This window comes from Leptolyngbya sp. BC1307 (genome assembly GCF_002286735.1).
Lineage (GTDB): Bacteria > Cyanobacteriota > Cyanobacteriia > Phormidesmidales > Phormidesmidaceae > Phormidesmis.
In genome coordinates this window covers 1-23,777 of the sequence record NZ_NRTA01000005.1, presented here as the reverse complement: position 1 = coordinate 23,777, position 23,777 = coordinate 1, and the positions used below count along the sequence as shown (strand labels likewise).

Here is a 23,777-nt window from a genome sequence, read left to right as displayed (position 1 = left end):
CCGCTATGTCCACTAAAACTACCCTTACTCCTGTAAAAGAAATCGAGCGCGACTGGTATGTGGTAGATGCCGCCGATCAGCGCTTAGGTCGGTTGGCAACTGAAATTGCGCAAGTGCTTAGAGGCAAGAAAAAGCCCAACTATGCGCCCCACATGGACACAGGTGACTTTGTAATCGTTGTCAACGCTGACAAAGTAGCCGTCACTGGCAAAAAGAGTTCGCAAAAGCTCTACCATCGCCATTCCGGTCGGCCCGGCGGCATGAAAACAGAGACCTTTGCCCAGCTGCAAAAACGCATTCCTGAGCGCATCATTGAGAAGGCCGTAAAAGGCATGCTGCCCAAAAACACCCTGGGCCGTCAGCTTTTCACCAAGCTCAAAGTCTACGCTGGGCCTGAGCATCCCCACGCCGCCCAAAATCCCGAGACCCTAACCGTTAATACCACTGGAGGTAAATAGACCATGGCTGACCAATCTGATCGCGCCGTCTACTGGGGCACAGGCCGTCGCAAGTCCTCAGTCGCGAGAGTCCGCCTGGTTCCTGGCAGCGGACAACTCACCGTCAACAAGAAGCCAGGTGAAGATTACCTTCAGGGCAATCCTGCCTACCTAACGGCTGCCAAGGCTCCTCTAGAAACCTTAGGGCTAGAAGGTGAGTACGATATTTTAGTTAACGTGCGCGGCGGCGGCCTCACTGGCCAGGCTGATTCGATTAAGCTAGGCGTTGCCAGAGCCCTGTGCGTGCTTGATCCCGACAATCGGATGCCGCTCAAGACCGAAGGCTACCTGACTCGCGACCCCCGTCAAAAAGAGCGCAAAAAGTACGGTTTGAAGAAGGCCCGTAAAGCAGGTCAGTTCTCAAAGCGCTGATTTTTCTCAAGTTCTGACATTAATTTTTTCCCTACGTACTCTCCTTAGTTTTCTAGAAAAATGCCCAAAGCTGATATTCATCCCAAGTGGTACCCTGAGGCCAAAGTCTTTTGCAATGGCGAGCAGGTAATGACCGTGGGCTCTACCAAGCCTGAACTGAGCGTTGACGTGTGGTCAGGCAATCATCCTTTCTACACCGGCACTCAAAAGATCATTGACACCGAAGGCCGCGTTGAGCGCTTCTTGCGTAAGTACGGCATGTCTTCTCAAACTGACGAAGCGGCTGATACTGGCGACGCCAAGAAGTAGCGACCATAGTCTTAACAAGCTTCCGAGTGGCAAACCCCAGATACTGGTGGTAGGCCGCTCGGATATTTTTTTGAAACAATCAATACATTTCTGGTTAAGACGATGGCTGAACCCTATTTACTTAAAAAACTAGAATCGGTAGAGCAAACCTTTACCGAGCTCACTCGCCGCATGGCTGACCCGGATGTGGCCAGCAATCCTGATGAATTCCAAGAAATTGCGAAGCTGCGCGCTTCTCTAGAAGAGACGGTGATGACCTATCGCCAGTGGCAGCAGTTGCAGGAAGATCTGAAAGGCGCTCAGGAAGTGTATAAGGAATCGGTCAGCGATGCCGAAATGCACGAGATGGCCGGGCTTGAAGTGGCTGAGCTAGAAGAAAAAAATGAAACGCTGGAAGACCGTCTGAAGGTACTGCTGCTGCCCACAGATCCCAATGATGATAAAAACATCATGCTGGAAATTCGCGCCGGGACGGGCGGCGATGAGGCGGGCATTTGGGCGGGCGATCTGATGCGCCTGTACAGTCGATATGCGGAAGGTCAGGGCTGGAAAGCACATCTAGTCAGCGAATCGCGGGCAGATATGGGCGGTGTAAAAGAAGCCATCATTGAAGTCAAGGGCGGTCAGGTTTACAGCAAGCTGAAGTTTGAGTCGGGCGTTCACCGGGTGCAGCGAGTACCCATGACGGAGTCGGGTGGACGGGTACATACCTCTACGGCGACGGTAGCGGTGATGCCAGAAGTGGACGATGTGGAAATTCACATTGATCCAAAAGACATTGAAATGACTACGGCCCGATCTGGCGGCGCGGGTGGTCAGAATGTGAACAAGGTGGAGACGGCGGTTGACCTGATGCACAAACCGACGGGCATTCGGGTGTTTTGTACGGAAGAGCGATCGCAGCTGCAAAACCGTGAGCGCGCCATGCAGATCCTGCGGGCCAAGCTGTACGAAATGAAGCTCGCTGAGCAACAGGCGGAGATTACTTCGATGCGGCGATCGCAAGTCGGCTCTGGCTCCCGCTCCGAAAAAATTCGCACCTACAACTACAAAGACAACCGTATGACCGATCACCGGCTCAACCAGAACTTCGGACTCAGCGGCATTTTAGAAGGCGACATCGAAACCGTCGTGCAGTCTTGCATCACTCAAGACCAGCAGGAACGCCTAGAAGAACTAGCGGCCTCTACTGCCGAGGTCGTTTAGGCAGTTTTGCCAAAGAACACTGCCAGCGACGTTCAGGGGTTTTCCTCGTAGCTATCCATCCCATAGGTAAATCTGCCCAGGAGTTCACACGCTTGTCTAGTTGAACTATAGCGTTGGTCACTTGGCTTGAATACAGCAACGCAGGTAAAACCTTTGCATAACAACAGGCCAAGTGACTCGCGTTACCCGAATGCATCCGGGTAACGCTATATCTAGTAGAGCACCACTATTTTCAGCACGCTATTTCCACTTTCCTCCCAAAGTCTACACACCCCCCATAAAAGGCATGCTATATTAGCTCCTGTGAGTGGTTCGCCACTCAGCTACTGAACGTAACCTGTTTAGGAATATAGGAGGTGATGCCCATGTCAGTAAGTGATAAATGCGTGGGTCTCCAGGTTGATGTAAGCCGGCTGTGTGCCGGGGCTGTTCTCTAGAACTAGCTTTAACATCAGTTAGAGCTAGATAGCTGGATTTCCTTCCGGCAGTTTGGTTTTAACCTGAAGACCCGACCAGACCGCTCCCATCTTTGAAATGTCGTAAAGCTGTTCTTGAAGCTATCGGCATTTCCCCAGATGGGAGCGGATGGTTTTTTAAAGGGCAAACCGATTTTGATTGTCTATATTGATTATCTAAAATTTGATTGCAAAGCAGTTGGCGTTTTGGGCTGCGCCCGATTTATACGCTTCACTTTGCCGATTGCATGGTCTACAGAGCACTGAATTGCTAGCGCAGCGTCTATTGAGCTGTGAAACCATCTTGATCATCAAAGCGAATCAGGCAGGGTCAGTTTAAACAAACGAGCAAAACTGTCATATTTGCTAGCCTATGCCAAATGAATCTGCTAGCATCATCTGTAAGTTTGAGAAAAGGCTACTCACTAGCGGATGGCCGCTGTGTGGTTTTGTCTCAAGCGCTGGAGAAAGTTAGTCGTTTTGAATACCTGTACTTGGAGCCTATGCTCTGTACGATTGGTCTTAAGATATTGACAGCATTCTTATCTAAAAAGGTGTGAGGAGAAATAAACAAATGACGAAAATGCTCTGGAAAACATTATTGGTGGGTCCCGCTGCTTTGGGTGCGGCTCTAGCTGTTTCTGGCAATGCGATCGCTGCTGAGGCAATCACCACCGAGTCTGCTGCTGTAGAGCCTGCAGCAGCAGGTATCGTCGTTGCTGAGCCTATCCAACTTGCTCAAGTAACCAGCGTTTCCGAACTTTCTGATGTACAGCCTGGCGACTGGGCCTTTACCGCACTACAGCGCCTTGTAGAAGAATACGGTTGCTTAGAAGGCTACCCTGACCGTACCTACCGAGGCAACCGCGCCCTAACTCGCTATGAGTTTGCTGCCGGTCTAAACGCTTGCTTGGACGTGGTTATTCAGCTGATTGACGGCGGCACTGGTCTGGATGAAATCCGTCGCCTGCAAGAAGAGTTCGCTGCTGAGCTAGCTACTATCCGTGGCCGGGTAGACACCCTAGAGACTGACGTGGCTGAGCTAGAAGCTAACCAGTTCTCTACGACTACTAAGCTACGCGGTCAGGTAGACGCACACTTGGTAGTGCCTTTTGGCGATGCTGATGTAGTTTTTACTGGCCTTGATGGTTTTCAAGGGACTGATCCATCTGAGACAGAGGTAGCCACCACTCCAACTGTAGGTGGCCCCGAAGCCGACGCTACGTTTGAGTATCGGGCTCGTCTCAACTTTGATACCAGCTTCACTGGTGAAGACAGACTGCGAATTCGCTTGCAGGCTTCTGACGATGCCCAAGCTTTGCGCAACACAGAAAGTGGCTTAGCCAATCAGAGTAGTCGTGGTCTTGGCGAAGACAACGTTCGTCTAGACGATGTGTACTACAGCTTCCCTGTCGGTAGTCGCATCAGCGGTATCATCGCTGCTAACAGCGTCGTGACTGACGACTTTGTCACTAGCACCATCGTGCCCTTTGATGGCCCGAGTGTTGCTGACGCAGGTGGCCCTGAATTCTACGACCTCTATCAAGGGGGTAGCTCCTTTGGTGCGGGTGCTAACATTGCCTTCACAAATAACCTGGTTCTTGACCTTGGCTACGCTACCGATACCGGTAACCTAAACACCCCCGAGGGTGGCCTCTTCAACAGCTACAGCTACATCGCTCAGCTCAACCTGCTGACTGATGGCCTGATTAACGCTGCTGTTGCCTATGTCGACGGTGACCAAAATGGCTTAGGTTCTCCTGAGTACACCATTGCTGGTTTGCTAAACCTCAACTTCGGTCGTTTCCAAGTGGGTGGTCACTACGCCTACACGCCTGCTAACGGCGGCGGCGACCTTGACTCTTACATGGGTGGTGTTGCTATCTCCGACCTCTTTGGCGTTGGCAATGAGTTCGGCGTGTACGGTGGTATTTCCCCTGCGCTCAACAGAGACCCTCTGTTGGTTGAGGCTTACTACGCAATAGCCGTGAACGAGTTCTTCACCTTTACCCCTGCTGTTATCTATACTGATAACGATTCGGGTGTTGGTGACGATAGCAACGTCTACGGTGCACTCCGCGCTACGTTCAATTTCTAAATTTGGCTTGCTATGACCTTCGGGCTTAGCGAACCAATAGTTTGAAGAAAGGGGCCTCGCTTGCGGGGTCTTTTTTTTGCTGTCAAATTCTGCTATCGGAGGCGTCTGGCTATCTGTTTAGTGGCGGTTGACTTTAATAAACAATCCCCACCGTAGAACCGGGATATAATGAAAGGGCTTGACCTTTGGCTCGGGCGGCCCGCAAAACCCTATCGGCGAAACTGTGGAACTATCGTGCAAAAGTGAGTATGCGCTGCTAGCGCTGATGGAACTAAGCCTGCACTACAGCAAAGGTGAGCCCCTGCGGATCTGCCAAATCGCTGCCGAGCAAAGCATTCCTGATCGCTATCTGGAGCAGCTACTCGCGACTTTGCGCCGGGGAGGATTTGTTAAGAGCCAGCGCGGCGCAAAAGGGGGGTATCTGCTCACTCGCGAGCCCTGGAAGGTGACTTTGCTGAATGTCGTGAGCTGCATAGAGGGCTTTGAAGCGAATGCCAAAGAAGCGAAATCGCCTCAGACAACTGACGGCGTCGTACTTTGTGAAGTGTGGCAAGAAGTGCGGCAGGCGGCGGAGACAGTGCTGGAAAAGTACACGCTGCAAGACCTGGTAGACAAGCGAAATGCCCACCAGCAAGTAGATTTGATGTACTACATCTGAGGGAAAGGGCGTTAAGAGGCGGGCCTCTCAGCAGTAGATGTAACCCTATAGACGTAATCCTCCTATACGAGACCTATGCGAATTGCTAACAATGTCACTGAGCTAATCGGCCATACTCCGATGGTGCGGCTGCATCGAATTCCAGAGCGTGAGGGCTGCGTCGCCCAAATTGCCGTCAAGCTAGAGGGGATGAATCCATCGGCCTCGGTGAAAGACCGGATTGGCATCAGTATGATCGAAGCGGCGGAGGCAGCAGGCGATATAGCGCCAGGTAAAACAACTCTGGTAGAGCCGACTTCGGGCAATACGGGGATTGCGCTGGCGATGGCGGCGGCGGCGAAAGGCTACCAGCTCGTGCTGACCATGCCAGAAACGATGAGCTCGGAGCGGCGGGCAATGCTCAGGGCCTATGGCGCTAAGCTAGAGCTAACGCCAGGCGTGGAGGGGATGAGCGGTTGCATTCAGCGAGCTAAAGAGCTAGTTGAAGGGCTGCCTGATGCCTACATGCTGCAGCAGTTTGACAATCCGGCGAATCCGGCGGTGCATCGACGATCTACCGCTGAAGAAATCTGGCAGGACACCGATGGTGAGATAGATTTTTTGGTGGCGGGCGTCGGCACTGGCGGCACCATTACCGGCGTCGGCGAAGTGATTAAGCAGCGCAAACCGAGTTTTCAGGTCGTAGCCGTAGAGCCTGTAAATAGCTCTGTACTGTCGGGCGGCAGGCCAGGGCCTCATAAGATTCAGGGAATTGGGGCAGGATTTGTCCCAAAGGTGCTCAATCAAGATTTGATTGATGAAGTGATCTCAGTGCGAGACGATGAGGCGATCGCCTACGGCAGACGACTGGCTAAAGAAGAAGGAATCCTCTCAGGCATCTCTAGCGGCGCGGCCTTGTGCGCGGCGGTTAAAATCGCTCAGCGACCGGAAAACGCCGGCAAGCTGATTGTGATGATTCAGCCCAGCTTTGGAGAGCGCTATTTGAGTACGCCCCTCTTTCAAGATCCAGAACCGGTGGGCTAGTGCCCAAAATCGGTTTAAAATAGCGCTATGGGACAAGACAATCGCGCTGCTAATCACTACGAAACGTTGGGCATTTCGGCTGGGGCCACTCAGGCTGAGGTGAAGCAAGCCTATCGCAAGCTGGCTAAGCAGTTTCACCCAGATAGCCAGAATCAGGCAGCGGCCCATGACCGGATTGCGGCTATAAATGCCGCCTACGAGGTGTTGGGGGATATTCAGGAACGCCGCCAATACGACGCTGAGCGGCAATTGCTAGTTGAAATGGCCGCTAGCAAACGCGCTGCTCGGACTGTAGATTCTCATAACCAGTACCGGCGACGACGGGCTAGCAAACCGGCTGATACGACAATTGAGCAGTGGCTGCGCAGTGTCTTTAACCCGACTGATCGGCTGATCGGTCAAATTTTGAAACCCTTGAAGGCTGAAGTCAGGGCGCTTTCGGCAGACCCTTTTGATGATGAACTGATGGCTGCTTTTCAGGCTTATATAGAGACCTGCCGGGAGGCTCTAGAGCAGGCCAAGTCTAAGTTTCGCTCTATGCCCAATCCGTCTGGCGTGGCTAGCGGCGCGGCTAATCTTTACTACTGTCTTAACCAGTTAGAAGATGGGATAGAAGAGATTGAGCGGTTCACCTATACCTATGACGATAGCTATTTGCATGATGGGCAGGAGCTGTTTCGGATTTCGGCAGGGTTAAGGAAAGACGCTAAGGCCGAGATTAAGGCTGTTTTATAGCATTTTGGGCGCAGCAGTACCAAAGGGAATTGCTACAATGATGGTTTCCGACCACCTTTCGGTTCCGCTATGGCTCTCCCTATTGTTGCAATTATCGGTCGTCCTAACGTGGGCAAGTCAGCTTTGGTCAACCGATTGGCAGGCGGGCGGCAGTCGATTGTGTTTGACCAGCCGGGGGTGACGCGCGATCGCACCTATCAGCCAGCATTTTGGCAAGACCGCGATTTTTTAGTCGTCGATACGGGCGGATTGGTATTTGATGACGATACCGAATTTTTGCCGTTTATCCGCGAGCAGGCACTGGCGGCGCTAGTAGAAGCCTCAGCCGCTATATTTGTAGTAGATGGACAGTTTGGCCCGACTGAAGGCGATCAGGAAATTGCCTCATGGCTGCGCACGCAAAACGTGCCTGTGATGCTAGCGGTAAATAAGTGCGAGTCGCCTGATGAAGGCATGATCCAGGCGGCTCAGTTTTGGGAATTAGGACTGGGAGAGCCTTATCCGGTTTCGGCCATTCACGGCAGCGGCTCGGGCGAACTGCTAGATGCGCTCATAGAGCATCTGCCTGCTGCAGACGAGATCGAAGTCACTGAAGAGTATCGGGTGGCGATCGTCGGACGGCCCAATGTCGGCAAATCGAGCATGCTCAACGCTTTTGTAGGTGAATCTCGATCTATTGTCAGCCCCATTTCTGGTACGACGCGCGATGCCATCGATATGGTGGTGACACGGGGCGAGCATTGCTACCGGCTGATCGATACAGCGGGCATTCGCAAAAAGAAGAATGTGGACTTCGGTCCGGAGTTTTTTGGCATTAACCGGGCCTTTAAAGCCATTCGGCGAGCCGATGTGGTGCTACTGGTAATCGACGCCTTGGACGGGGTGACTGAGCAGGATCAAAAGCTAGCCGGGCGCATTGAAGAAGAGGGCCGCGCCTGCGTCATTGTCGTCAACAAGTGGGATGCGGTCGAAAAAGACGCGCACACCATCTACGAATTTGATAAGACCATTGAAGCGAAAATTCACTTTTTGGGCTGGGCCAAGCGTCTGTATGTGAGCGCTCTAACCGGTCAGCGCCTGCCCAATATTTTAGATGCGGTGAATGCGGCGGTGGCTGAGCATCGGCGACGGGTGACGACTTCGGTGGTGAATGAGGTGCTAGAAGATGCCGTGAGCTGGCACACACCGCCGACCACTCGTCAGGGCCGTCAGGGTCGGATTTACTATGGCACTCAGGTAACGGCTCAGCCACCTTCGTTTGTGCTGTTTGTGAATGATCCCAAGCTCTTTGGCGATGGCTACCGGCGCTATATCGAAAAGCAGTTTCGCAAAAATTTGGGCTACGATGGCACGCCGATTCGCCTGATGTGGCGCGGTAAGAGTATGCGCGATATTGAGCGGGGCAGCAATGCTAACCGGGCGGTTAAGGTTAAGTAATTTAATTCTCTATGGATCTGCTGCGATCGCTCCCCATTGGGCTCTATTTAGAGCAGCCGGTGACTTGGCTGCACCGGATTGACGCGCGGGTAAAAATAGCCTGGCTGCTGAGCTTGTTGCTTGCGCCAGTGTTGGCGAGTTCGCCCTATCGCATCGCCATTGTTGCGTTTTTAGTGTTGCTGACTATCAGCGCCCGCATTCCCTGGCGGGTATGGCGACAGCAAATGGGCTGGCTGCTATTACTAGGCACTCTCGTCACGCTGCTCATACTGGTAATGCCGGACGGGATCGCTATTTCACAACAGCCCCGGTTGCCCACTGCCGATTCGCTCAATAGCTGGCCAGACGAGCTGACCACACCTGAGAAGCTGCCCGATGTGCCACCAGTGACGGGCTATCAGTACGACATTGCGAATTTGGAGATTGCCAAACTGCCACCTCTCAACTTGAGCCTGCAGATTACGCAGCGATCGCTCCGCCTGGCAATTAAAGTCAGCACGCTGTTGTTCACGCTCATCTATGCAACGACGCTTTTTTTGCTGACCACCGCGCCCGAAGAAATTACCGAAGGCCTAGAAAATTTGATGCAGCCGTTGAGCAAATTGGGCATACCTGTGACCGAGATTGCTCTAACCCTGACTTTAGCGCTGCGGTTTATTCCGCTGGTGCTAGAAGAAGTGCAAAACCTGGTGCGTTCAGTGCGGACGCGGGCGATCAAATGGCAGAAACTAGGCGTGCGCGGGGCAATTCAAATTTGGCTAATGGTCTCAGAGCGGCTGATCGAAAACCTGCTGCTGCGGGCTGAGCAGATTGCCAGTGCCATGCAGGTTCGCGGCTTTACCAGTCCTAACCAGCATCGGGTAGTGTGGCACCGGCTGCGCCTGCGCTGGTGGGATTGGGTGGTGCTGGGTGGTTTGGTCAGCTTTTGGTGGGCCCGCATTGTATTTGGAGGCGTTGCTTGAAGTCGTTTGCCGGTGCTGAAGAGAAAAGAACCGATGGCGCTGATCTGGAGCTGCGCCCCTGTGAACGGCGGGTATGGCGATCGCTCCCCCTCGCTCAGCGCACTGGCTCAGATATTTTTGCCGCTTTGTTTCAGCCACAGTGCGATCGCCCGGGCCCTGCGGGGATCGCTACGTTACTAGAAAGCCCGCCCCTTTCGCCGAGCGGTTTTCCGACTAACCCGGCCTCGCACGATGAGGGCATCAGCGCAATGACCCGCTACTCTATCTGCGCTGGCCCCCCCCGCATAGCAGACGGGCAGACACAGCTATGGACACCGAAGATTGGCCAGATTTTGCCCTTATTAGTGCAGATGCAGGTGGTTAGCTCGGCTCATAGCGCCTCAAATAGACAGCCGTTTTTAACAGATCAGACCGTACCTGATGACGACCTGCCGTTTACGGGTGGCTGGCTCGGCTGGCTCGGCTATGACTTTGCCTGGGAGATCGAGCGATTGCCCTGGCTCAAGAGAGAGCAGCTGCCCTTTCCCGTCGCTTTTTGGTACGAACCGGCTGAGTTTGCTGTGCTCGATCATTACTCACAGCGGCTGTGGTTAGCCGCCGAAACTGCCATCGTGCTAGCTCGTATGGTTGAACAACTGAGGGAAAATCCTGCTAGCGCCAAACAGACAGCTGCTACGGCTCAGCATTGGATGACTCAGTCTTTGGTCTTTGAAACTGAGCAAGCCGAATTTGAACGGGCAGTGCGGCAGGCAAAGGCCCATATTCGCGCGGGCGATGTCTTCCAGGTCAATCACTCGCTGCGGTTTCACGCCCAGACGACTATGCCCAGTTGGGAAGTCTATAAGACGCTGCACGCCATTAATCCGTCTCCTTTTGCCAGCTACTGGCATACCCCCTTGGGAGCGATCGTTAGCTGCTCGCCGGAGCGCCTGGTGCATTTGGCTACAGGCGTTGCTCAGTCTAGGCCGATTGCGGGAACGCGACCTCGGGGAGCAACGGTAGAGGAGGACGCGGCGATCGCTCAAGATCTAAAGCGCGATCCCAAGGAACAAGCCGAACACATCATGCTAGTGGACTTAGAACGCAACGATCTGGGCCGGGTATGTGAATGGGGATCGGTACAGGTGGGCGATCTCATGACGATTGAATATTACAGTCATGTCATGCATCTGGTCAGTAACGTTGTCGGTCAGCTTGGCGCTGAGCAATCAATGGCTCAGCTAGTCGCTGCGATGTTTCCCGGCGGGACGATCACCGGCTGCCCTAAAGTGCGCTGCATGGAAATCATTGAAGCGCTAGAACCGGTGCGACGCAGCTTATTTTACGGATCGTGTGGCTACTTTGATAGGCGTGGCCGACTAGATCTCAACATTTTGATCCGCACCCTGCTAATGGCACCAAGCGAGCATCCGCCGTCTGTCTCAGACTGGCAAACCGTTTGGGGGCAGGTAGGCGCAGGTATTGTTGCCGACAGTGAACCTGAGCGGGAGTGGCGAGAGTCTTTGCAAAAAGCGAAGGCACAGCTGCTAGCACTGGGGCTGTAATATAGCGTTGGTCACTTGGCTTGAATACAGCAACGCAGGCAAAACCTTTGCATAACAACAGGCCAAGTGACTAGCGTTACTCGAATGCATCCGGGTAACGCTATAAATGGCAGTGCAGTTAATTTAGAAGCCGGTCTCTGGCCGTATGGGAACAGCCGTATGGAGGATTTTGAGAGACATCTCTGAAGGAATCTTTGGGGGTTTTAGGAAAACGCTGTAAACTCAGTCATATATGATACTTTTTGCTGCGCCGGAATCATGTTCTTGAAACGTTAACTTTTCAGGGTGGCTGCGCAGCATGTCTCTTCAGGTGAGTCTTTCAAGTCTGTTGCTTGAGCTTAAGTTCGGGAAAGGCGGACGAACACCTCGAAAAGGCAATACTTAAAAAATAACTTTAGCAGCGATACGACGACTGCATCTTTTCCAAACTCTCCCTCAGAAGCCTGAATGAGCGCAGAAAACTATCTTAACCATCCTAATTTCGGCCTGCTTTTTAGAGTGTGTCTAGTCGGTAAGGGTCAGGAACTGTTTGCGACCCTGTACGCGCACCGGCTATTTTTCTTAGTTAACAATGATCCTGGCGGTCTCTCGTTCGAACCGATTGGGCGAGTAGAAGCCAAACAGCTCATTGAGCAACGGCTGCGAGTCATTCGCCGCACCGGTCAGCAAGTAGAGTATGACCGGTTGCAGAAGACCTACAAGCAAGCGTTCTGACGATGCCCTTTCAGTTCGATGCCTTATCTTCAGCTGACTTGCCGGCTCGTGTCGCAAAAATTCAGCGACTGATTCCGCCACAGGTGCGGCTGATTGCGGTCACTAAGACCTTTCCGGCAGCAGTGGTGCGAGCAGCCTACGCCGCTGGCCTACGAGAGTTTGCTGAGAACAAGGTGCAAGAAGCCCTGACAAAACAGGCAGAATTGGGCGATCTCACAGATGTCACCTGGCACTTCATTGGACACTTGCAATCTAACAAAACTCGCAAGGTGCTCGAAAGCTTTGACTGGGTGCACTCGATTGACAGCTTAAAGCTAGCAACTCGGCTCGACCGACAGGCAGCAGACCTCGGTAGGCAGCCTAACTGCTGCTTGCAGGTCAAGCTAGCACCTGACCCGACCAAGGACGGGTTTGACCCCGCCGAGCTAATGGCGGCGCTACCAGCACTAGATCAGCTTTGCCACTTAAACATTCAGGGGCTGATGGTGATTGCACCTTACGGGTTACAGCCTGAGCAGACCCAAGCAGTCTTCGAACGGGCTCAGGCGCTAGCAGCCAAAATTGAGCAGCAGGGCTGGCAGCGCATCACAATGAACGAGCTGTCAATGGGGATGTCAGACGATTTTGAGCTGGCGATCGCAGCGGGTGCTACGCTGGTGAGAATTGGCAGTGGCCTTTTTGGTCGCCGAAATTGACGCCTGGAAAGGCCGAAATTTCTTGAGAAAGCGCTATGTCAAAAAAAGCAATCAAAAAAGCTTGACATATTTTCTAAACCGTGGGGTAATGCTTGTGAATCTAGTCTTAAGACTAGGGAAAACTAAGCAGTCACTCCCGTTTTCCCATGCGTGTATATACTGAGTGAGATCCGTCAGCTAAACCAGCCGAAGTGCCGACATCTTTTGGAAACCCTCCAAATCTATCAGCAACTTTGATGACTGGGCCTGCTATTATACGGAGCTATTCATACGGACTTCTAACATCAGGGATCTCCCACTACAAAACATGCCTTTTGAAGCGGGTTGAATTTTTCGGAAATGCCTTAGTTTTATTGCCATAATTCTGCTGTGTTCTAAACATGTTCACGCAGTTTTTTGCCAAGTCGTCAACGTCGTAATGGAACACAAGTTATGAGCGGTCTTTTTGGAAAGATTAAGGACTTTGTCGGATTGAACGATCCGGCTGACTACGAGTACGAATACGAGGAAGAAGGCGAAGAGTATCAGAGCCTTTACGAAGAGGAAAATACCGAACCTGAGGCGATCGCCCCGCCAATTCCCCCTGAGGAAGTAGCTCGGCCCAGCCGTCGGCGCATCCGCGAGAGAGTTTTGTCAACTGATTCTGGAATGGTGTCAATGAATAACGTGATCGGTATGCCTGGCGCAATGAACGGCATGTCTGAAGTACTGGTGATGGAGCCCCGCACCTTTGAAGAAATGCCTCAGGCGATTCAGGCGCTGCGTGAGCGCAAGTCGGTCGTCCTCAACCTGACGATTATGGATCCTGACCAGGCGCAGCGGGCAGTTGACTTTGTCGCTGGCGGCACCTACGCCATGGACGGCCATCAAGAGCGCATCGGCGAGAGCATCTTCTTGTTTACACCTAACTGTGTTCAGGTGAGTATGCCGACTGAAGGCGAAGATGGATTCAGCGGCCAAGAGCCCATGAGTGCCCCGCGTCAGGCTGCGCCTACGCCAGCTTGGGCAACTGAGCAAGTCGCTCGGATGGCGTAGACGAGTTTGACTGCTGTTGAACACAGGGAAAGGCAAGTTTTCTTAAGCATTTCTATCCCCATCAGCTAAAGAACCGCCATGGAAGCTGGCATCGACGGCTGTATTCCAGGAACCATTCGCGGTATGCTGTGGGAGGAATTGCTAGAGGCGTCGTCTTTTGCCTGTAAGACTTGGCATCATTGGCGGCGGGGTAATGGGCGAAGCCCTGTTATCTCGCCTTCTTGCTCAGGGGCTATATGCACCTGAGGAAATCTTGCTGAGCGACCCGACTCCAGAGCGACAGCAGGTGCTCTCCGAGCAGTACTCCGTGCAAATAACAGGCAACAACCTTGAGGTGATCGAGGGAAGTCAGATCATTTTGCTGGCGATTAAGCCTCAGATATTCGAGCTGGTAGCCAAAGATTTTCAAGGCGTTCACTGCGAGACCCCGCCCTTAATTTTATCAATATTGGCCGGGCTGCCGCTAGCTAAGTTAGAAGCGGCTGTTCCCGGTTGGCCGGTAGTGCGGGCCATGCCGAATACGCCGTCGACTGTAGGCGCTGGCATGACGGCGATCGCCCTCGGTAGCCGGGCGCTACCCGAACACAGCGAGCTAGCCCATGAAATATTCTCAGCGGTAGGCCAGGTGGTGCAGGTGCCTGAAAGCATGATGGACGCGGTGACGGGCCTGTCTGGTTCGGGGCCGGGCTATGTGTCGATTGTGATTGAGGCGCTGGCCGATGGCGGCGTGGCGGCAGGTTTGCCTCGGGCGATCGCCAATCAGCTGGCGGTGCAAACCGTGCTAGGGACCGCCGAACTGTTACGGACTACCGGCATTCACCCTGCCGAGCTGAAAGACCGCGTCAGCAGCCCCGGTGGCACCACGATTGCGGGCATTGCCTGCTTAGAAGAGCTAGGGTTACGCTCAGCGCTGATTGAGGCGGTGCGGACGGCTAGTTCGCGATCGCGCGAGTTAGGCAAGGCCACCCAATAAGGCTTTCTTCGGCTATCTGCTTCTTCTAATCAATCCAATTTAGTCAGTCCTCTCAAACGCCCCGACAGCCCCCATAGCCTGCGCCCATGCCTCCAGAAGATACGCCCTACGAAAATTCAGAAGCAGCCAGCGGTGAGACGGCCCCTCCTAATGCTGAAACCGCTAATGCTGAAACCGCTCCAACGTCTCGGACACCGCTTGAACTACAGCGCGATCGCAGTCGGAGCAGCAGTCTGACCTCAGGGCAACCCTTGAGAAGCCCCTCGGCGGGCGCACAGGCAGATGTTGATCAGATGGTGCGTCAAGGGCTGCAAGAGCTAGAGAGCAAGCGGCGAGATTTGCAGCGAGAGATTGAGCAGCTAGAGCGGCGCAAAGAGCGGATAGCTATAGAAATGCGCTCTAGCTTTGCCGGTGTTTCTCAAGACATTGCCATTCGCGTACAGGGCTTTAAGGAGTATCTGGCCGGCAGCTTGCAAGATCTGGCTTCGGCTGCTGAACAGATGGACATCGCCCCGATTGCCCCTGAACCGGTGGCCCCAGCGACACCGGTAGCGCCGGCTTCAGAAGACACTGAGATTGTGCCTTTGGCAGCCCAACGATTTGCCGAGCAGCGCGATCGCATCAGCAGTCTGCTCGATCAATATCGGACTCGCCCCGATTATTACGGCCCGCCCTGGCAGCTACGCCGCACCTTTGAACCTGTTCATGCCGACCGAGTATCTAACTGGTTTTTTACCCAGGCTGGGCGCGGCGCGGTTAAGAGCATGGGTAGCCGTCTGCAAAATGTGCTGGTTGCGTCAGCCGCGATCTCCTGCCTGTATTCGATCTATGACCGTCGGCTCTGCGTGCTGGTGCTGGCAACGACCCCCGAGCGTCTGGGCGAATGGCGACGCTGGCTGCAAGATTGCCTGGGCATTGCCCGCGCCGACTTTGGCACGAATCGCGGCGTCATGCTGTTTGAAGCATCTGAGCCAATGACTCAGCGGGCCGAGCGCCTGATGGACAGTGGCCGCATTCCCTTTTTGGTCATGGATGAAGCGGAGGACAAAGTCAGCCTCTCACTGTTACAGTTTCCGCTGTGGTTAGGATTTGCCCCTGACCCGGCCAATCCGTCTACCGACTACGACTACTATTAGCTTTAAGACTAATCTTTAAGACAATTATTTAAGCGACTGCTATGTCTGGGTCTACTCTCGCGATATTGCTACTAGGGCTGCTGGGCGCGTACTTACTGGGCTCCATTCCGACGGGCTTTTTGCTGACAAAAGCGCTCCTGGGTGTAGATATTCGCGAGCATGGGTCTGGCAATACGGGCGCAACCAACGTGTTTCGGGTGGTCGGCAAAGCGGCAGGTACAGCGGCGCTGCTGATTGATCTGGTCAAGGGACTGCTAGCAGTAACGGGGATGATTTGGTTAGTAGCGACCGCGCTGCGCGGCCAGATACCGCTAGCCTGGGAGCCATGGACTCACGTGCTGGCGGCATTTTTAGCTTTGTTAGGCCATAGCAAGTCGGTGTGGCTGGGTTTTACGGGCGGCAAGTCGGCAGCGACTGGTCTGGGCGTACTGCTAGCGTTGGCCTGGCCGGTTGGTTTAGGAACGGCTGCGGTCTTTGCGGTGGCCTTGGGTGTTTCGCGGACGGTTTCGGTCGGTTCGATCGCAGCCGCTCTATCGGCGACCGTTTTTATGCTAGTGACTCAGCAGCCAACAGCCTATGTTTTGTTAGCGATCGCCGGTGGCTGCTATGTGGTGTATCGCCATCACAGCAATATTGCTCGCCTGTTTGCTGGCACCGAACCTAAGACGTTTGGCAATTAGGATTGCGATCGCGTTTCAGCACAGTCACCGCAGTACGTATCTAGACACTCGCGCAGCTGCTGCGGATCAAACAGCACCGGTAAGAAGTGAATGCTGTTGACTTCTTTAAAGTAAAAAAGAATCGGGACAGAAGGCCAAAATACCTGCCAGTTTAGCCACTCAGCATAGGGAAAAGTCTTCAGCAAGCGATCATTTCGCCTGACTTCCAGGTCGGTGGGGGTAAAGACAAGCCGAATGGTGGTGCTCTGATAGAGCAAGAAGAGACCTAATAAGGCTAGAGCAAGACCCAGTCCTAGCTGAATGAACAGGACCGGTAGGGAAAGTAGAACAATGCCAATCGGTAGCCTGTAGCTAGGATTGAGCGTAATCGAGGCGGCTGGTGCGGTCGTCATAGAAATTACCTCTCAAGCTAAAAACAAAACGGTAGCTAAAAACGGCAGCTGTGAGCTACTTACCGATAAAGGCGCTACCGGTGCCCTGGAACATCAGCCAAGACATAAAGAAATTCGTCACAAAAATTGCCAATAAGGAGGTGACGACAGCCGTCGTCGTCGATTGCCCCACGCCCTTAGCGCCGCCCGTCGTCGTCAGTCCCCAGCTAGAGCCGACAACCGCGATCAAAATGCCAAAGACCACGGCTTTAATTAAAGAACTGGCCAAATCCCAAATGGTGAGAAAGTTACGCGCTGAGGTGATAAATACGCTCGAAGAAATACCGTAGAGGGTGGTTGTGACGAGCAACCCTCCCATCATACCGGTGATAAAAGACAGCACATTCAGCAGTGGCAGCATCAGGGCACAAGCAATTACCCGGGGAATGACCAGATAGTCTACGGGATCACTCTTCAGCATTTGCAAGGCATCAATTTGCTCTGTTACTCGCATAGTGCCGATTTCGGCGGCAAAGGAGGAGCCCACCCGACCGGCAATCACCACAGCCGTCAGCACCGGTGCTAGCTCTCGCGATAGGGTCAGGGCCAAAATGCCGCCAATCGCACTCGTCGCCCCAAAGTTGATAAATTCCCTGGCTACCTGAATTGTAAAGACCATCGCAACGAACAGCGCCGTCACCAGAGAAATAATGAGAGACTGCGGCCCGACTGCGGCCATCTGCTCAATGGTATTGCGGCGATGAATAGGCCGGGATATGACATGAATCAGCACCTGCCCGCCTAGAAAAATAGCCGCCAGTAGCCGCCGTAGCCAAAGTGTGAGATTAGCGGGAAGAAGGGAGCGGTTCATGAGAATCGTTTACAGGACTTAGCAACGATGTTTTATGAAAATTTAAGATTTCTCAAGGACGCTGGGGTTCGCAAAATACATCCTCTATGGTGATCGGTAGGCGGTGATCGGTAGGCGGAGCGAAATCAGCGTTGCAAGGTCTAATCTTACATGCTTGGCTCCTTCCCTGCGGGTTGGTATGGCCTTGGAAGACTGAACCGCTAAACGCAACTGAAAGGAAGGAACGCAGCGTTCCTCTGTCATTTATGGCTACCTTATTACATTTTCTCCGGTCGCTGGTGGTTACCTTGCTAGCTGGCTTTTTGCTCTCGATTTTCGCTCTGAGTACTTTGATGGGCGGGCTGCTGGTACTGCAAGCGTCGCCTGTTGCCTCAATCGCTCAGCCCTGCTATGTCCAGGCCAGTTGGTTCTTGGCAGTCTTTGGCGGGGGCGATCGCCTCGAAGGCATGGTCGTCATTGCCGTCACTATCGGCGTCGTCACTGCTCTGCTGGGTGGCTTTAGCGCCTATAAGCGGAGCCAACGCTCCGAGTGGCACCTGGCTATGTCTAACGTGACTAAAGACTAGCTCCGTTTTTAGCTGCCTAATGTTGACTGCTCTAAATTAAGTGGGTTGGTAGCGATAAAGACTCCCTGAATCTTGCAAAAAAACCTATGCTAGTAAGCAGTGTTTTGCAGAAACAACTTAGGTTCTATGGGTTTTTCCCGCCTCCCTGGCTTTTTGTGGCGTTTTTTTCGGGGCCGCTACCGCGCAGTACCGCAGGTCTTCATATTGCTTCAGCGACAGCCATACCGAACGCGGTTAGTGGCTGTTTTTTTGATCTGCTGGTTTGGCATTAGCGCTTCTGCTCCCCCGGCCCTGGCTCAGCCTGTCAACTCGATTCAGCCCTATCTAGACCGGGTTGCCGAAGAGGTGACTGAGTTCACCCTTGACAACGGCATGAAATTTATCGTGCTAGAGCAGCACGAGGCTCCTATCGTCTCGGTGATGCTCTATGCCAATGTCGGCTCGGCCTACGAAGAAGACGGGAAAACGGGCATTGCTCACTATCTGGAGCATTTAGCTTTTAAGGGGACTACCCGCATCGGTACCCGCGACTATGCTGCTGAGAAAAAAGCACTGGACAAGCTCGATCAGGTTTTTGACCAGCTGCTGGCGGCAGAGGCCGCTGGCGATGAGGCTAAGGCAGCTGAGCTGCGATCGCGCTTTGAAGACATTCAGGCAGAAGCCGCGAGCTATGTCGAACAAAATAAGTTTGGTCAAATTATTGAGCAGACGGGGGGCACTGGGCTAAACGCGACCACCTCTGCCGATGCCACCCGTTACTTTTACAATCTGCCTTCTAATAAGCTAGAGCTGTGGTTTTCACTCGAATCTGAGCGCTTCCTCGACCCTGTTTTTCGAGAGTTTTACAAAGAAAAAGAGGTGATCTTAGAAGAGCGCCGGATGCGCGTTGATAATTCACCGATCGGCCAGATGGTGGAGCGGTTTTCGGAAGTTGCCTTTACCAACAATCCCTACCGTCGTCCGGTAATCGGCTACATGGAAGATCTGCGCAAGGCGACCCGCGCTGATGTGCAGGCATTTTTTGACCAGTACTACGGCCCAAGCAACCTGATTGCCGCCGTCGTTGGCGACGTTGACCCCAACCAGGTCAAGCAGCTAGCTGAGGCTTATTTTGGCCGCTACCAGTCTCGCACTACGCCGCCCGAGCTAGTCGTTGACGAAGCTGAGCAGCAACAGCCGAATAGCTTTACCCTGGAGCTGATCTCTCAGCCCTGGTATTTGGAGGGCTACCACCGGCCAGGAATTAATGACCCGGATCATGTCGTCTACAGCATGATCGACAGCATCTTAACGGGCGGACGCACGGCTCGCCTGTACAAGGCACTGGTGGAGCCACAAATCGCGCTGGATGTGGGTAGCGCAAATGGATTTCCGGGTGATCGCCAACCGACAGTCCTACTGCTGTACGGTCTGACTGCTCCGGGGCACACAGTAGAGGAGCTAGCCGTCGGCGTAGAAGCCGAACTCACCCGTTTACAGCAGGAGCCCGTAGACGAAGCTACCCTAGAGCGGGTAAAAACCCAGGCCAGAGCTGGCTTATTGCAACAGCTAGATTCTAACCAGGGCATGGCCAGCCTGCTGAGCGAATACGAAGCCAAGACCGGCGACTGGCGCAATGTTTTTGCAGAGCTTCAGGAGATTGAAGCGGTTAGTGCTGCCGATGTGCAGCGCGTAGCCCAAGCAACCTTTCGCCCGGCCAATCAAACCGTGGGCAAGCTGATTTCTGCGGGCCAGACCGCACCTGCTCCGCCGCCAAGTGATGTTTCGCCAGTGCCGCCAGCAAGCCCCGACTCATCCCCCGATCAATCTACCGGTCAAACGGCTGAGCCCTCGACGGAGCCCGCTAGCTCCCCCCCATCTGAGACCATGCCCGACGCGAAAGCAACCCCTGTGCCTAAGACAGTTCGGTAAGCGGCTCAATCGTTCCATTCAATCATCCAAAGTCATTCAGCGAGTCATCAAGAAAATCTATGGGTTTGATCTCACGGCGCACGCGCAAACGTCTTTTGCCCCTGCTGTTTTTAGCGGCTGCTACTCTTTCGGTGCTGCTGACCTTAGGCTGGTCTGAGCCCGCTCAGGCAATAGAGGCCAAGCCTTACGATGAGCTGGTTTTTCCGCCTTTGGGAGACATTCAGATCCCTGAGTATGAGCGCTACGCACTAGACAACGGTCTGGTGGTTTACCTGATGGAAGATCACGACTTGCCCTTAGTCAGCGGCTCAGCGACTTTTCGCACGGGTAGCTACCTGGTGTCTCCAGAGCAGGTTGGGCTAGCGGATATTGCAGGCGAAGCGATGCGTTTGGGCGGTACAGCCACTCATTCGCCCGACGAACTCAGTCAGATGCTGGAGCAGCGAGCTGCTTCTGTAGAAACCGGCATTAGCGATACGGCAGGCAGCGCCAGCTTTTCTACCCTGAGCGAAGATCTCGCTGAAGTCTTTAATCTGTTTGCGGAAGTCATTGTTCGTCCGACCTTTAATGAGGAACAGGTAGCTTTGATCAAAAGCCGCACAGCCGGGGGAATTGCCCGCCGCAACGACTCGCCTGATGATATTGCCTCACGAGAATTTCGCAAACTGGTTTACGGCGATGAGAGCCCCTATGCTCGCACGGTAGAATATGCCAATTTGGAGAATATTAGCCGTGAAGATGTGGTGGAGTTTTACCAGCAGGCGCTGAGACCTGAAGACACGATTTTAGGAATCGTCGGAGACTTTGACCCGGCTCAGATGAAGGCGCTGATCGATAGCACATTAGGGCAGTGGAAAAGTGGGGAAGCTGTAGCGGCGAGCGAGCCACCACCAGGCGAACAGCAGACAGCTGGTCTATTCGTGGTAGATCAGCCTCAGCTGACTCAGAGCTACATTCAAATTGGGCATATTGGCGGTGAGCTAAGTAGCCCTTACTATGCGCCTATGGCCGTTCTCAACGAAGTGCTAAATGGCTTTGGGGGCCGGTTGTTCAACGAGATTCGCTCGCGGCAGGGGCTGGCCTATAGCGTCTACGCTTTTTGGAGCCCTCGCTATGACTACAACGGTCTATTTATCGGCGGTGGCCAAACGCGCTCTGAGGCGACAGTGCCCTTTATTCAGTCGATGTATAAAGAGCTAGAAAGAGTGCGCCAAGAGCCGATTACTGAGACAGAGCTAGCCTTTGCTAAAGACTCGGTGCTGAACAGCTTTGTCTTTAACTTTCAAACGCCGAATCAAACCCTGTCGCGGCTGATTCGCTACGAATATTACGACTACCCGTCGGATTTTGTCTTTCAGTTTAGAGACCAGGTAGAAAGTGCGACGACTGAGCAGGTGCTGGCGGCGGCACAAGCAACGCTGGTGCCTGACAAACTCATCACCCTTGTAGTGGGAGATATGGCTGGGATGAACCCCGCGCTGGCGACTTTGGGCGCTGAGATTACCCCGGTTGACATCACCATTCCAGAGCCGACAGCTCAGCTATGACGGTTGTATCGCTGAGACAGAAGCCAGCTTGTTTGTGAGTCTCGGTTTAGCAGGCCAAACCAGTTCACCTGTTAGGCTCTGCGCTAGGACACGATCCCTTTAAAATTGCCTGCCAGCAAAGCCGATGTACTAACACCGTTGCCAATCGGCTTCGAGGTCTAAAAGTGGTTGCTGCATAGGACTCGGCTGGAGGTCGCTCAGCCAACGTTACAAACCATGAACGACAGTCTACCCATGCTCGCGATGGATGCAGAAGCCTTTAGCCAACTGTAGCTTTGGCCACAGAGCTGGCTGCATTAGCGATCGCTAGAACCGCTATGTGCTGAGGGCTAAATGGCTAGCCGTCGTCGTACGTAGGCGTAGCCTTCTCTGCGAGTCTGCATCAGACGACGGCCATACAAGCAGTTGTGGCTCAACTAACGTAGTAGAAAGGTTCGCTCGAAGATATGCCACGGTGATGCTGACGGCACTTCGATATCGCCGCCCTGTCTGGAGACGTACATTTTCGCGACTTCGGTATTTTTTAATGCCTTAGAGTTTTGGAATTCTGAGTCAGTGTTAGGGGCGAGCTATCGGTATTGGGGCCAACCAATGCCGGTAGCGGCTAAATTTTTCGAGGTAGTTAGGCGATCGCACCTGCACCCGCAACAGACGGAGGTGTGATCGCGTAAACAGTAGCGTATCAGCCCTTTTAAAGAGCATCAACTATCCGATACAGGGAATCTTGATAAATACGCAGGCATTCACTAGCGCAAATAAAAGGGCTTCGTCATCAGCGCTCACAGATTGCGAAGCGGTGATAAGTGTAACTGGCGTATCACATCAAAAATTCTTAAAACAAGTAATTGCCGTGGGCACTTTTCTAAACGGATCTATTGCACAAAATATTGCACGGCTAGTATTCGAAGCAAGCAAGATTCTTCCAATATTTGGACTTCATTATCTGAGAACAGAGTACGTTCAGACACTTCCTCAAAGGCGTGCTAAGGGGAATGCCGTTCAAGATCTTCAGCTAGGAGAGATGAAGAAAATTCCTATTTTTTTACCTCCGATTCAGAGCCAAGAAAGGTTTTCTGTAGCTTGCGAAAAGATAGAACAACTGCTTGAACATAATTTAGGCAGAGAAGCTCATGAACTAGACAGTCCTAAGTTTCTGTTGAAGAATTATGCGGCCAAAGGTATCTGTTGTTGGGGTTCAGGGGGCTGAATTTTGGCAGCGAGTAATTTAGCCAGAAGTAGATTGGGCCTACGTTTTGATAAAACCACCGGTTGTAGATGCTGAAGCGCCATTCGAACAATTTGCTCGCTGGGCAACCCATGTTTTGGCAGCGTCCGAAACCATTGCGGAAAATGTACCCAAACCACGTTAGGCAGTTCTAAAGCGAGTACTTGCAATAGCCCCAAGGCAATAGCATTGAGATTGACGAAGCGCTCAAATGCTTCAACTTTAATGGCAACCTTTGCCTGGAAATCGGCATCGAAGTCAGCCAAGATAAGATTCTTGGGCCAGCCAGAGGCTCTGGTCATAGAGCGCAACCAGAAGCGATAGTCAAAGCCCCCAAGCAACTGAACTAATGAGCGAAAGCTGACCTCAATTTTGAACCGCCAGCCATAGGCTTCAATCACTTGCGCTCCGGTGAGTGTGGTGTCACTAGAGAGCAAAATAATCTGTTTGCCATTGGGCAGTTGCGTGAGCACGAACAACACTAATTCATCAGGACTGTCCCAATAGAATTTAAAGCACTGATAGTACACGGTTTGACGTTGACCATAGAGCCAAACGGCTGCTTGAGAGCAGGCATCCATCGGGGCAAATAGCTCTCTGAGTTTTATGTCAGAACCCCAGACTCTGGGCCGACCGGGTCCACGAATATCCGAATTGGCTGAAAAGTCGGCATGCGCCACGGTGGAAATCGCCGCTCGGCTGATCAAATGTAAACCCTGCGCTCGAAACGGTCTCAACACCTTCGCCGAAGCATAGT

General features: G+C 53.1%; 23 protein-coding genes and 1 pseudogene. 21 read left to right on the top strand and 3 right to left on the bottom strand.

The annotated features are described in order from the left end of the window. The first annotated feature begins 5 nt into the window (after positions 1-5). The 17 genes from rplM to plsY all read left to right on the top strand — a co-directional run bounded on the left by rplM (position 6) and on the right by plsY (position 16,529). Complete coding sequence (gene rplM / locus CKL79_RS04405; protein ID WP_121968382.1) at positions 6-458, top strand: 50S ribosomal protein L13; 453 nt, start codon at positions 6-8, stop codon at positions 456-458. A 3-nt stretch (positions 459-461) separates the two neighbouring features. Next, entirely contained in the window at positions 462-869 is a 408-nt protein-coding gene (rpsI, locus tag CKL79_RS04400) for a 30S ribosomal protein S9 (protein WP_121968381.1), read from the top strand. Between the two features lie 60 nt (positions 870-929). Next, entirely contained in the window at positions 930-1,178 is a 249-nt protein-coding gene (rpmE, locus tag CKL79_RS04395) for a 50S ribosomal protein L31 (protein WP_121968380.1), read from the top strand. Between the two features lie 102 nt (positions 1,179-1,280). Further along, complete coding sequence (gene prfA, locus CKL79_RS04390) at positions 1,281-2,384, top strand: peptide chain release factor 1 (RefSeq protein WP_121968379.1); 1,104 nt, start codon at positions 1,281-1,283, stop codon at positions 2,382-2,384. Between the two features lie 1,029 nt (positions 2,385-3,413). Further along, on the top strand, positions 3,414-4,937 hold the full coding sequence (locus tag CKL79_RS04385) for an iron uptake porin (RefSeq protein ID WP_121968378.1): 1,524 nt from the start codon (positions 3,414-3,416) through the stop codon (positions 4,935-4,937). Between the two features lie 223 nt (positions 4,938-5,160). Beyond that, a complete protein-coding gene (locus CKL79_RS04380) occupies positions 5,161-5,595 on the top strand; it encodes an Rrf2 family transcriptional regulator (protein ID WP_121968529.1) in 435 nt (144 codons plus the stop codon). A 75-nt stretch (positions 5,596-5,670) separates the two neighbouring features. Next, entirely contained in the window at positions 5,671-6,618 is a 948-nt protein-coding gene (gene cysK / locus CKL79_RS04375; protein WP_121968377.1) for a cysteine synthase A, read from the top strand. 27 nt (positions 6,619-6,645) lie between these two features. After that, positions 6,646-7,353, top strand: coding sequence for a J domain-containing protein (locus CKL79_RS04370; protein ID WP_121968376.1), 708 nt, complete (start codon positions 6,646-6,648; stop codon positions 7,351-7,353). A 69-nt stretch (positions 7,354-7,422) separates the two neighbouring features. After that, positions 7,423-8,790 carry a ribosome biogenesis GTPase Der gene (gene der, locus CKL79_RS04365; protein ID WP_121968375.1) on the top strand — a complete coding sequence of 456 codons (1,368 nt, stop codon included), beginning with the start codon at positions 7,423-7,425 and terminating at the stop codon, positions 8,788-8,790. Positions 8,791-8,801: 11 nt separating this feature from the next. Next, the gene (locus CKL79_RS04360; RefSeq protein WP_121968374.1) at positions 8,802-9,752 is read left to right on the top strand and encodes an energy-coupling factor transporter transmembrane protein EcfT; all 951 of its coding nucleotides are present in this window, start codon (positions 8,802-8,804) and stop codon (positions 9,750-9,752) included. Positions 9,753-9,796: 44 nt separating this feature from the next. After that, positions 9,797-11,296 (top strand): anthranilate synthase component I, encoded by a 1,500-nt coding sequence (locus tag CKL79_RS04355; RefSeq protein ID WP_346427045.1) that lies wholly within the window; start codon positions 9,797-9,799, stop codon positions 11,294-11,296. A gap of 447 nt (positions 11,297-11,743) precedes the next feature. Continuing rightward, positions 11,744-12,010, top strand: a complete 267-nt coding sequence (gene pipX, locus CKL79_RS04350) for a transcriptional coactivator PipX (protein WP_121968373.1) — start codon at positions 11,744-11,746, stop codon at positions 12,008-12,010. Positions 12,011-12,012: 2 nt separating this feature from the next. After that, positions 12,013-12,705, top strand: coding sequence for a YggS family pyridoxal phosphate-dependent enzyme (locus tag CKL79_RS04345; RefSeq protein WP_121968372.1), 693 nt, complete (start codon positions 12,013-12,015; stop codon positions 12,703-12,705). A gap of 432 nt (positions 12,706-13,137) precedes the next feature. Continuing rightward, the gene (locus CKL79_RS04340; RefSeq protein ID WP_121968371.1) at positions 13,138-13,740 is read left to right on the top strand and encodes a cell division protein SepF; all 603 of its coding nucleotides are present in this window, start codon (positions 13,138-13,140) and stop codon (positions 13,738-13,740) included. 157 nt (positions 13,741-13,897) lie between these two features. Then, positions 13,898-14,713, top strand: coding sequence for a pyrroline-5-carboxylate reductase (gene proC, locus CKL79_RS04335; protein WP_121968370.1), 816 nt, complete (start codon positions 13,898-13,900; stop codon positions 14,711-14,713). Between the two features lie 86 nt (positions 14,714-14,799). Further along, positions 14,800-15,849 (top strand): DUF3086 domain-containing protein, encoded by a 1,050-nt coding sequence (locus CKL79_RS04330; RefSeq protein ID WP_121968369.1) that lies wholly within the window; start codon positions 14,800-14,802, stop codon positions 15,847-15,849. 41 nt (positions 15,850-15,890) lie between these two features. Continuing rightward, positions 15,891-16,529 carry a glycerol-3-phosphate 1-O-acyltransferase PlsY gene (gene plsY, locus CKL79_RS04325; protein WP_121968368.1) on the top strand — a complete coding sequence of 213 codons (639 nt, stop codon included), beginning with the start codon at positions 15,891-15,893 and terminating at the stop codon, positions 16,527-16,529. On the opposite strand, the gene CKL79_RS04320 is transcribed toward plsY, so the two are convergent. Both CKL79_RS04320 and CKL79_RS04315 read right to left on the bottom strand, forming a co-directional pair. Continuing rightward, positions 16,526-16,921 (bottom strand): DUF3119 family protein, encoded by a 396-nt coding sequence (locus tag CKL79_RS04320; protein ID WP_121968367.1) that lies wholly within the window; start codon positions 16,919-16,921, stop codon positions 16,526-16,528. The two genes, plsY and CKL79_RS04320, sit on opposite strands and share 4 nt — an antisense overlap. A gap of 55 nt (positions 16,922-16,976) precedes the next feature. Further along, a complete protein-coding gene (locus CKL79_RS04315) occupies positions 16,977-17,771 on the bottom strand; it encodes an MlaE family lipid ABC transporter permease subunit (protein ID WP_121968366.1) in 795 nt (264 codons plus the stop codon). A gap of 245 nt (positions 17,772-18,016) precedes the next feature. Between CKL79_RS04315 and CKL79_RS04310 the strand changes: the two genes are divergently transcribed. From CKL79_RS04310 to CKL79_RS22840, 4 genes are all read left to right on the top strand, one after another. Beyond that, entirely contained in the window at positions 18,017-18,337 is a 321-nt protein-coding gene (locus tag CKL79_RS04310) for a hypothetical protein (RefSeq protein WP_121968365.1), read from the top strand. A gap of 126 nt (positions 18,338-18,463) precedes the next feature. Beyond that, positions 18,464-20,248 carry a pitrilysin family protein gene (locus CKL79_RS04305; protein ID WP_121968364.1) on the top strand — a complete coding sequence of 595 codons (1,785 nt, stop codon included), beginning with the start codon at positions 18,464-18,466 and terminating at the stop codon, positions 20,246-20,248. A gap of 59 nt (positions 20,249-20,307) precedes the next feature. Further along, positions 20,308-21,795: a pitrilysin family protein gene (locus tag CKL79_RS04300; RefSeq protein ID WP_121968363.1), complete on the top strand. Its 1,488-nt coding sequence runs from the start codon at positions 20,308-20,310 to the stop codon at positions 21,793-21,795. 796 nt (positions 21,796-22,591) lie between these two features. Then, entirely contained in the window at positions 22,592-23,002 is a 411-nt protein-coding gene (locus CKL79_RS22840; RefSeq protein WP_141242148.1) for a hypothetical protein, read from the top strand. Here the strand turns inward: CKL79_RS22840 and CKL79_RS04295 are convergent. Beyond that, positions 22,960-23,777: pseudogene (locus tag CKL79_RS04295) on the bottom strand (hypothetical protein); the annotation flags it as partial. The gene CKL79_RS22840 and the pseudogene CKL79_RS04295 sit on opposite strands and share 43 nt — an antisense overlap.

What these genes read in the sequence shown, in the direction of transcription:
- CKL79_RS04340 (WP_121968371.1), top strand. Translation starts at nt 13,138, where the DNA reads ATGAGCGGTCTTTTTGGAAAGATTAAGGACTTTGTCGGATTGAACGAT.
- CKL79_RS04320 (WP_121968367.1), bottom strand. Translation starts at nt 16,921, where the DNA reads ATGACGACCGCACCAGCCGCCTCGATTACGCTCAATCCTAGCTACAGG.
- CKL79_RS04370 (WP_121968376.1), top strand. Translation starts at nt 6,646, where the DNA reads ATGGGACAAGACAATCGCGCTGCTAATCACTACGAAACGTTGGGCATT.
- CKL79_RS04330 (WP_121968369.1), top strand. Translation starts at nt 14,800, where the DNA reads ATGCCTCCAGAAGATACGCCCTACGAAAATTCAGAAGCAGCCAGCGGT.
- pipX (WP_121968373.1), top strand. Translation starts at nt 11,744, where the DNA reads ATGAGCGCAGAAAACTATCTTAACCATCCTAATTTCGGCCTGCTTTTT.
- prfA (WP_121968379.1), top strand. Translation starts at nt 1,281, where the DNA reads ATGGCTGAACCCTATTTACTTAAAAAACTAGAATCGGTAGAGCAAACC.
- CKL79_RS04360 (WP_121968374.1), top strand. Translation starts at nt 8,802, where the DNA reads ATGGATCTGCTGCGATCGCTCCCCATTGGGCTCTATTTAGAGCAGCCG.
- rpsI (WP_121968381.1), top strand. Translation starts at nt 462, where the DNA reads ATGGCTGACCAATCTGATCGCGCCGTCTACTGGGGCACAGGCCGTCGC.
- CKL79_RS04305 (WP_121968364.1), top strand. Translation starts at nt 18,464, where the DNA reads ATGGGTTTTTCCCGCCTCCCTGGCTTTTTGTGGCGTTTTTTTCGGGGC.
- der (WP_121968375.1), top strand. Translation starts at nt 7,423, where the DNA reads ATGGCTCTCCCTATTGTTGCAATTATCGGTCGTCCTAACGTGGGCAAG.
- rpmE (WP_121968380.1), top strand. Translation starts at nt 930, where the DNA reads ATGCCCAAAGCTGATATTCATCCCAAGTGGTACCCTGAGGCCAAAGTC.
- cysK (WP_121968377.1), top strand. Translation starts at nt 5,671, where the DNA reads ATGCGAATTGCTAACAATGTCACTGAGCTAATCGGCCATACTCCGATG.
- CKL79_RS04310 (WP_121968365.1), top strand. Translation starts at nt 18,017, where the DNA reads ATGGCTACCTTATTACATTTTCTCCGGTCGCTGGTGGTTACCTTGCTA.
- CKL79_RS04315 (WP_121968366.1), bottom strand. Translation starts at nt 17,771, where the DNA reads ATGAACCGCTCCCTTCTTCCCGCTAATCTCACACTTTGGCTACGGCGG.
- plsY (WP_121968368.1), top strand. Translation starts at nt 15,891, where the DNA reads ATGTCTGGGTCTACTCTCGCGATATTGCTACTAGGGCTGCTGGGCGCG.
- rplM (WP_121968382.1), top strand. Translation starts at nt 6, where the DNA reads ATGTCCACTAAAACTACCCTTACTCCTGTAAAAGAAATCGAGCGCGAC.
- CKL79_RS04385 (WP_121968378.1), top strand. Translation starts at nt 3,414, where the DNA reads ATGACGAAAATGCTCTGGAAAACATTATTGGTGGGTCCCGCTGCTTTG.
- CKL79_RS04300 (WP_121968363.1), top strand. Translation starts at nt 20,308, where the DNA reads ATGGGTTTGATCTCACGGCGCACGCGCAAACGTCTTTTGCCCCTGCTG.
- CKL79_RS04345 (WP_121968372.1), top strand. Translation starts at nt 12,013, where the DNA reads ATGCCCTTTCAGTTCGATGCCTTATCTTCAGCTGACTTGCCGGCTCGT.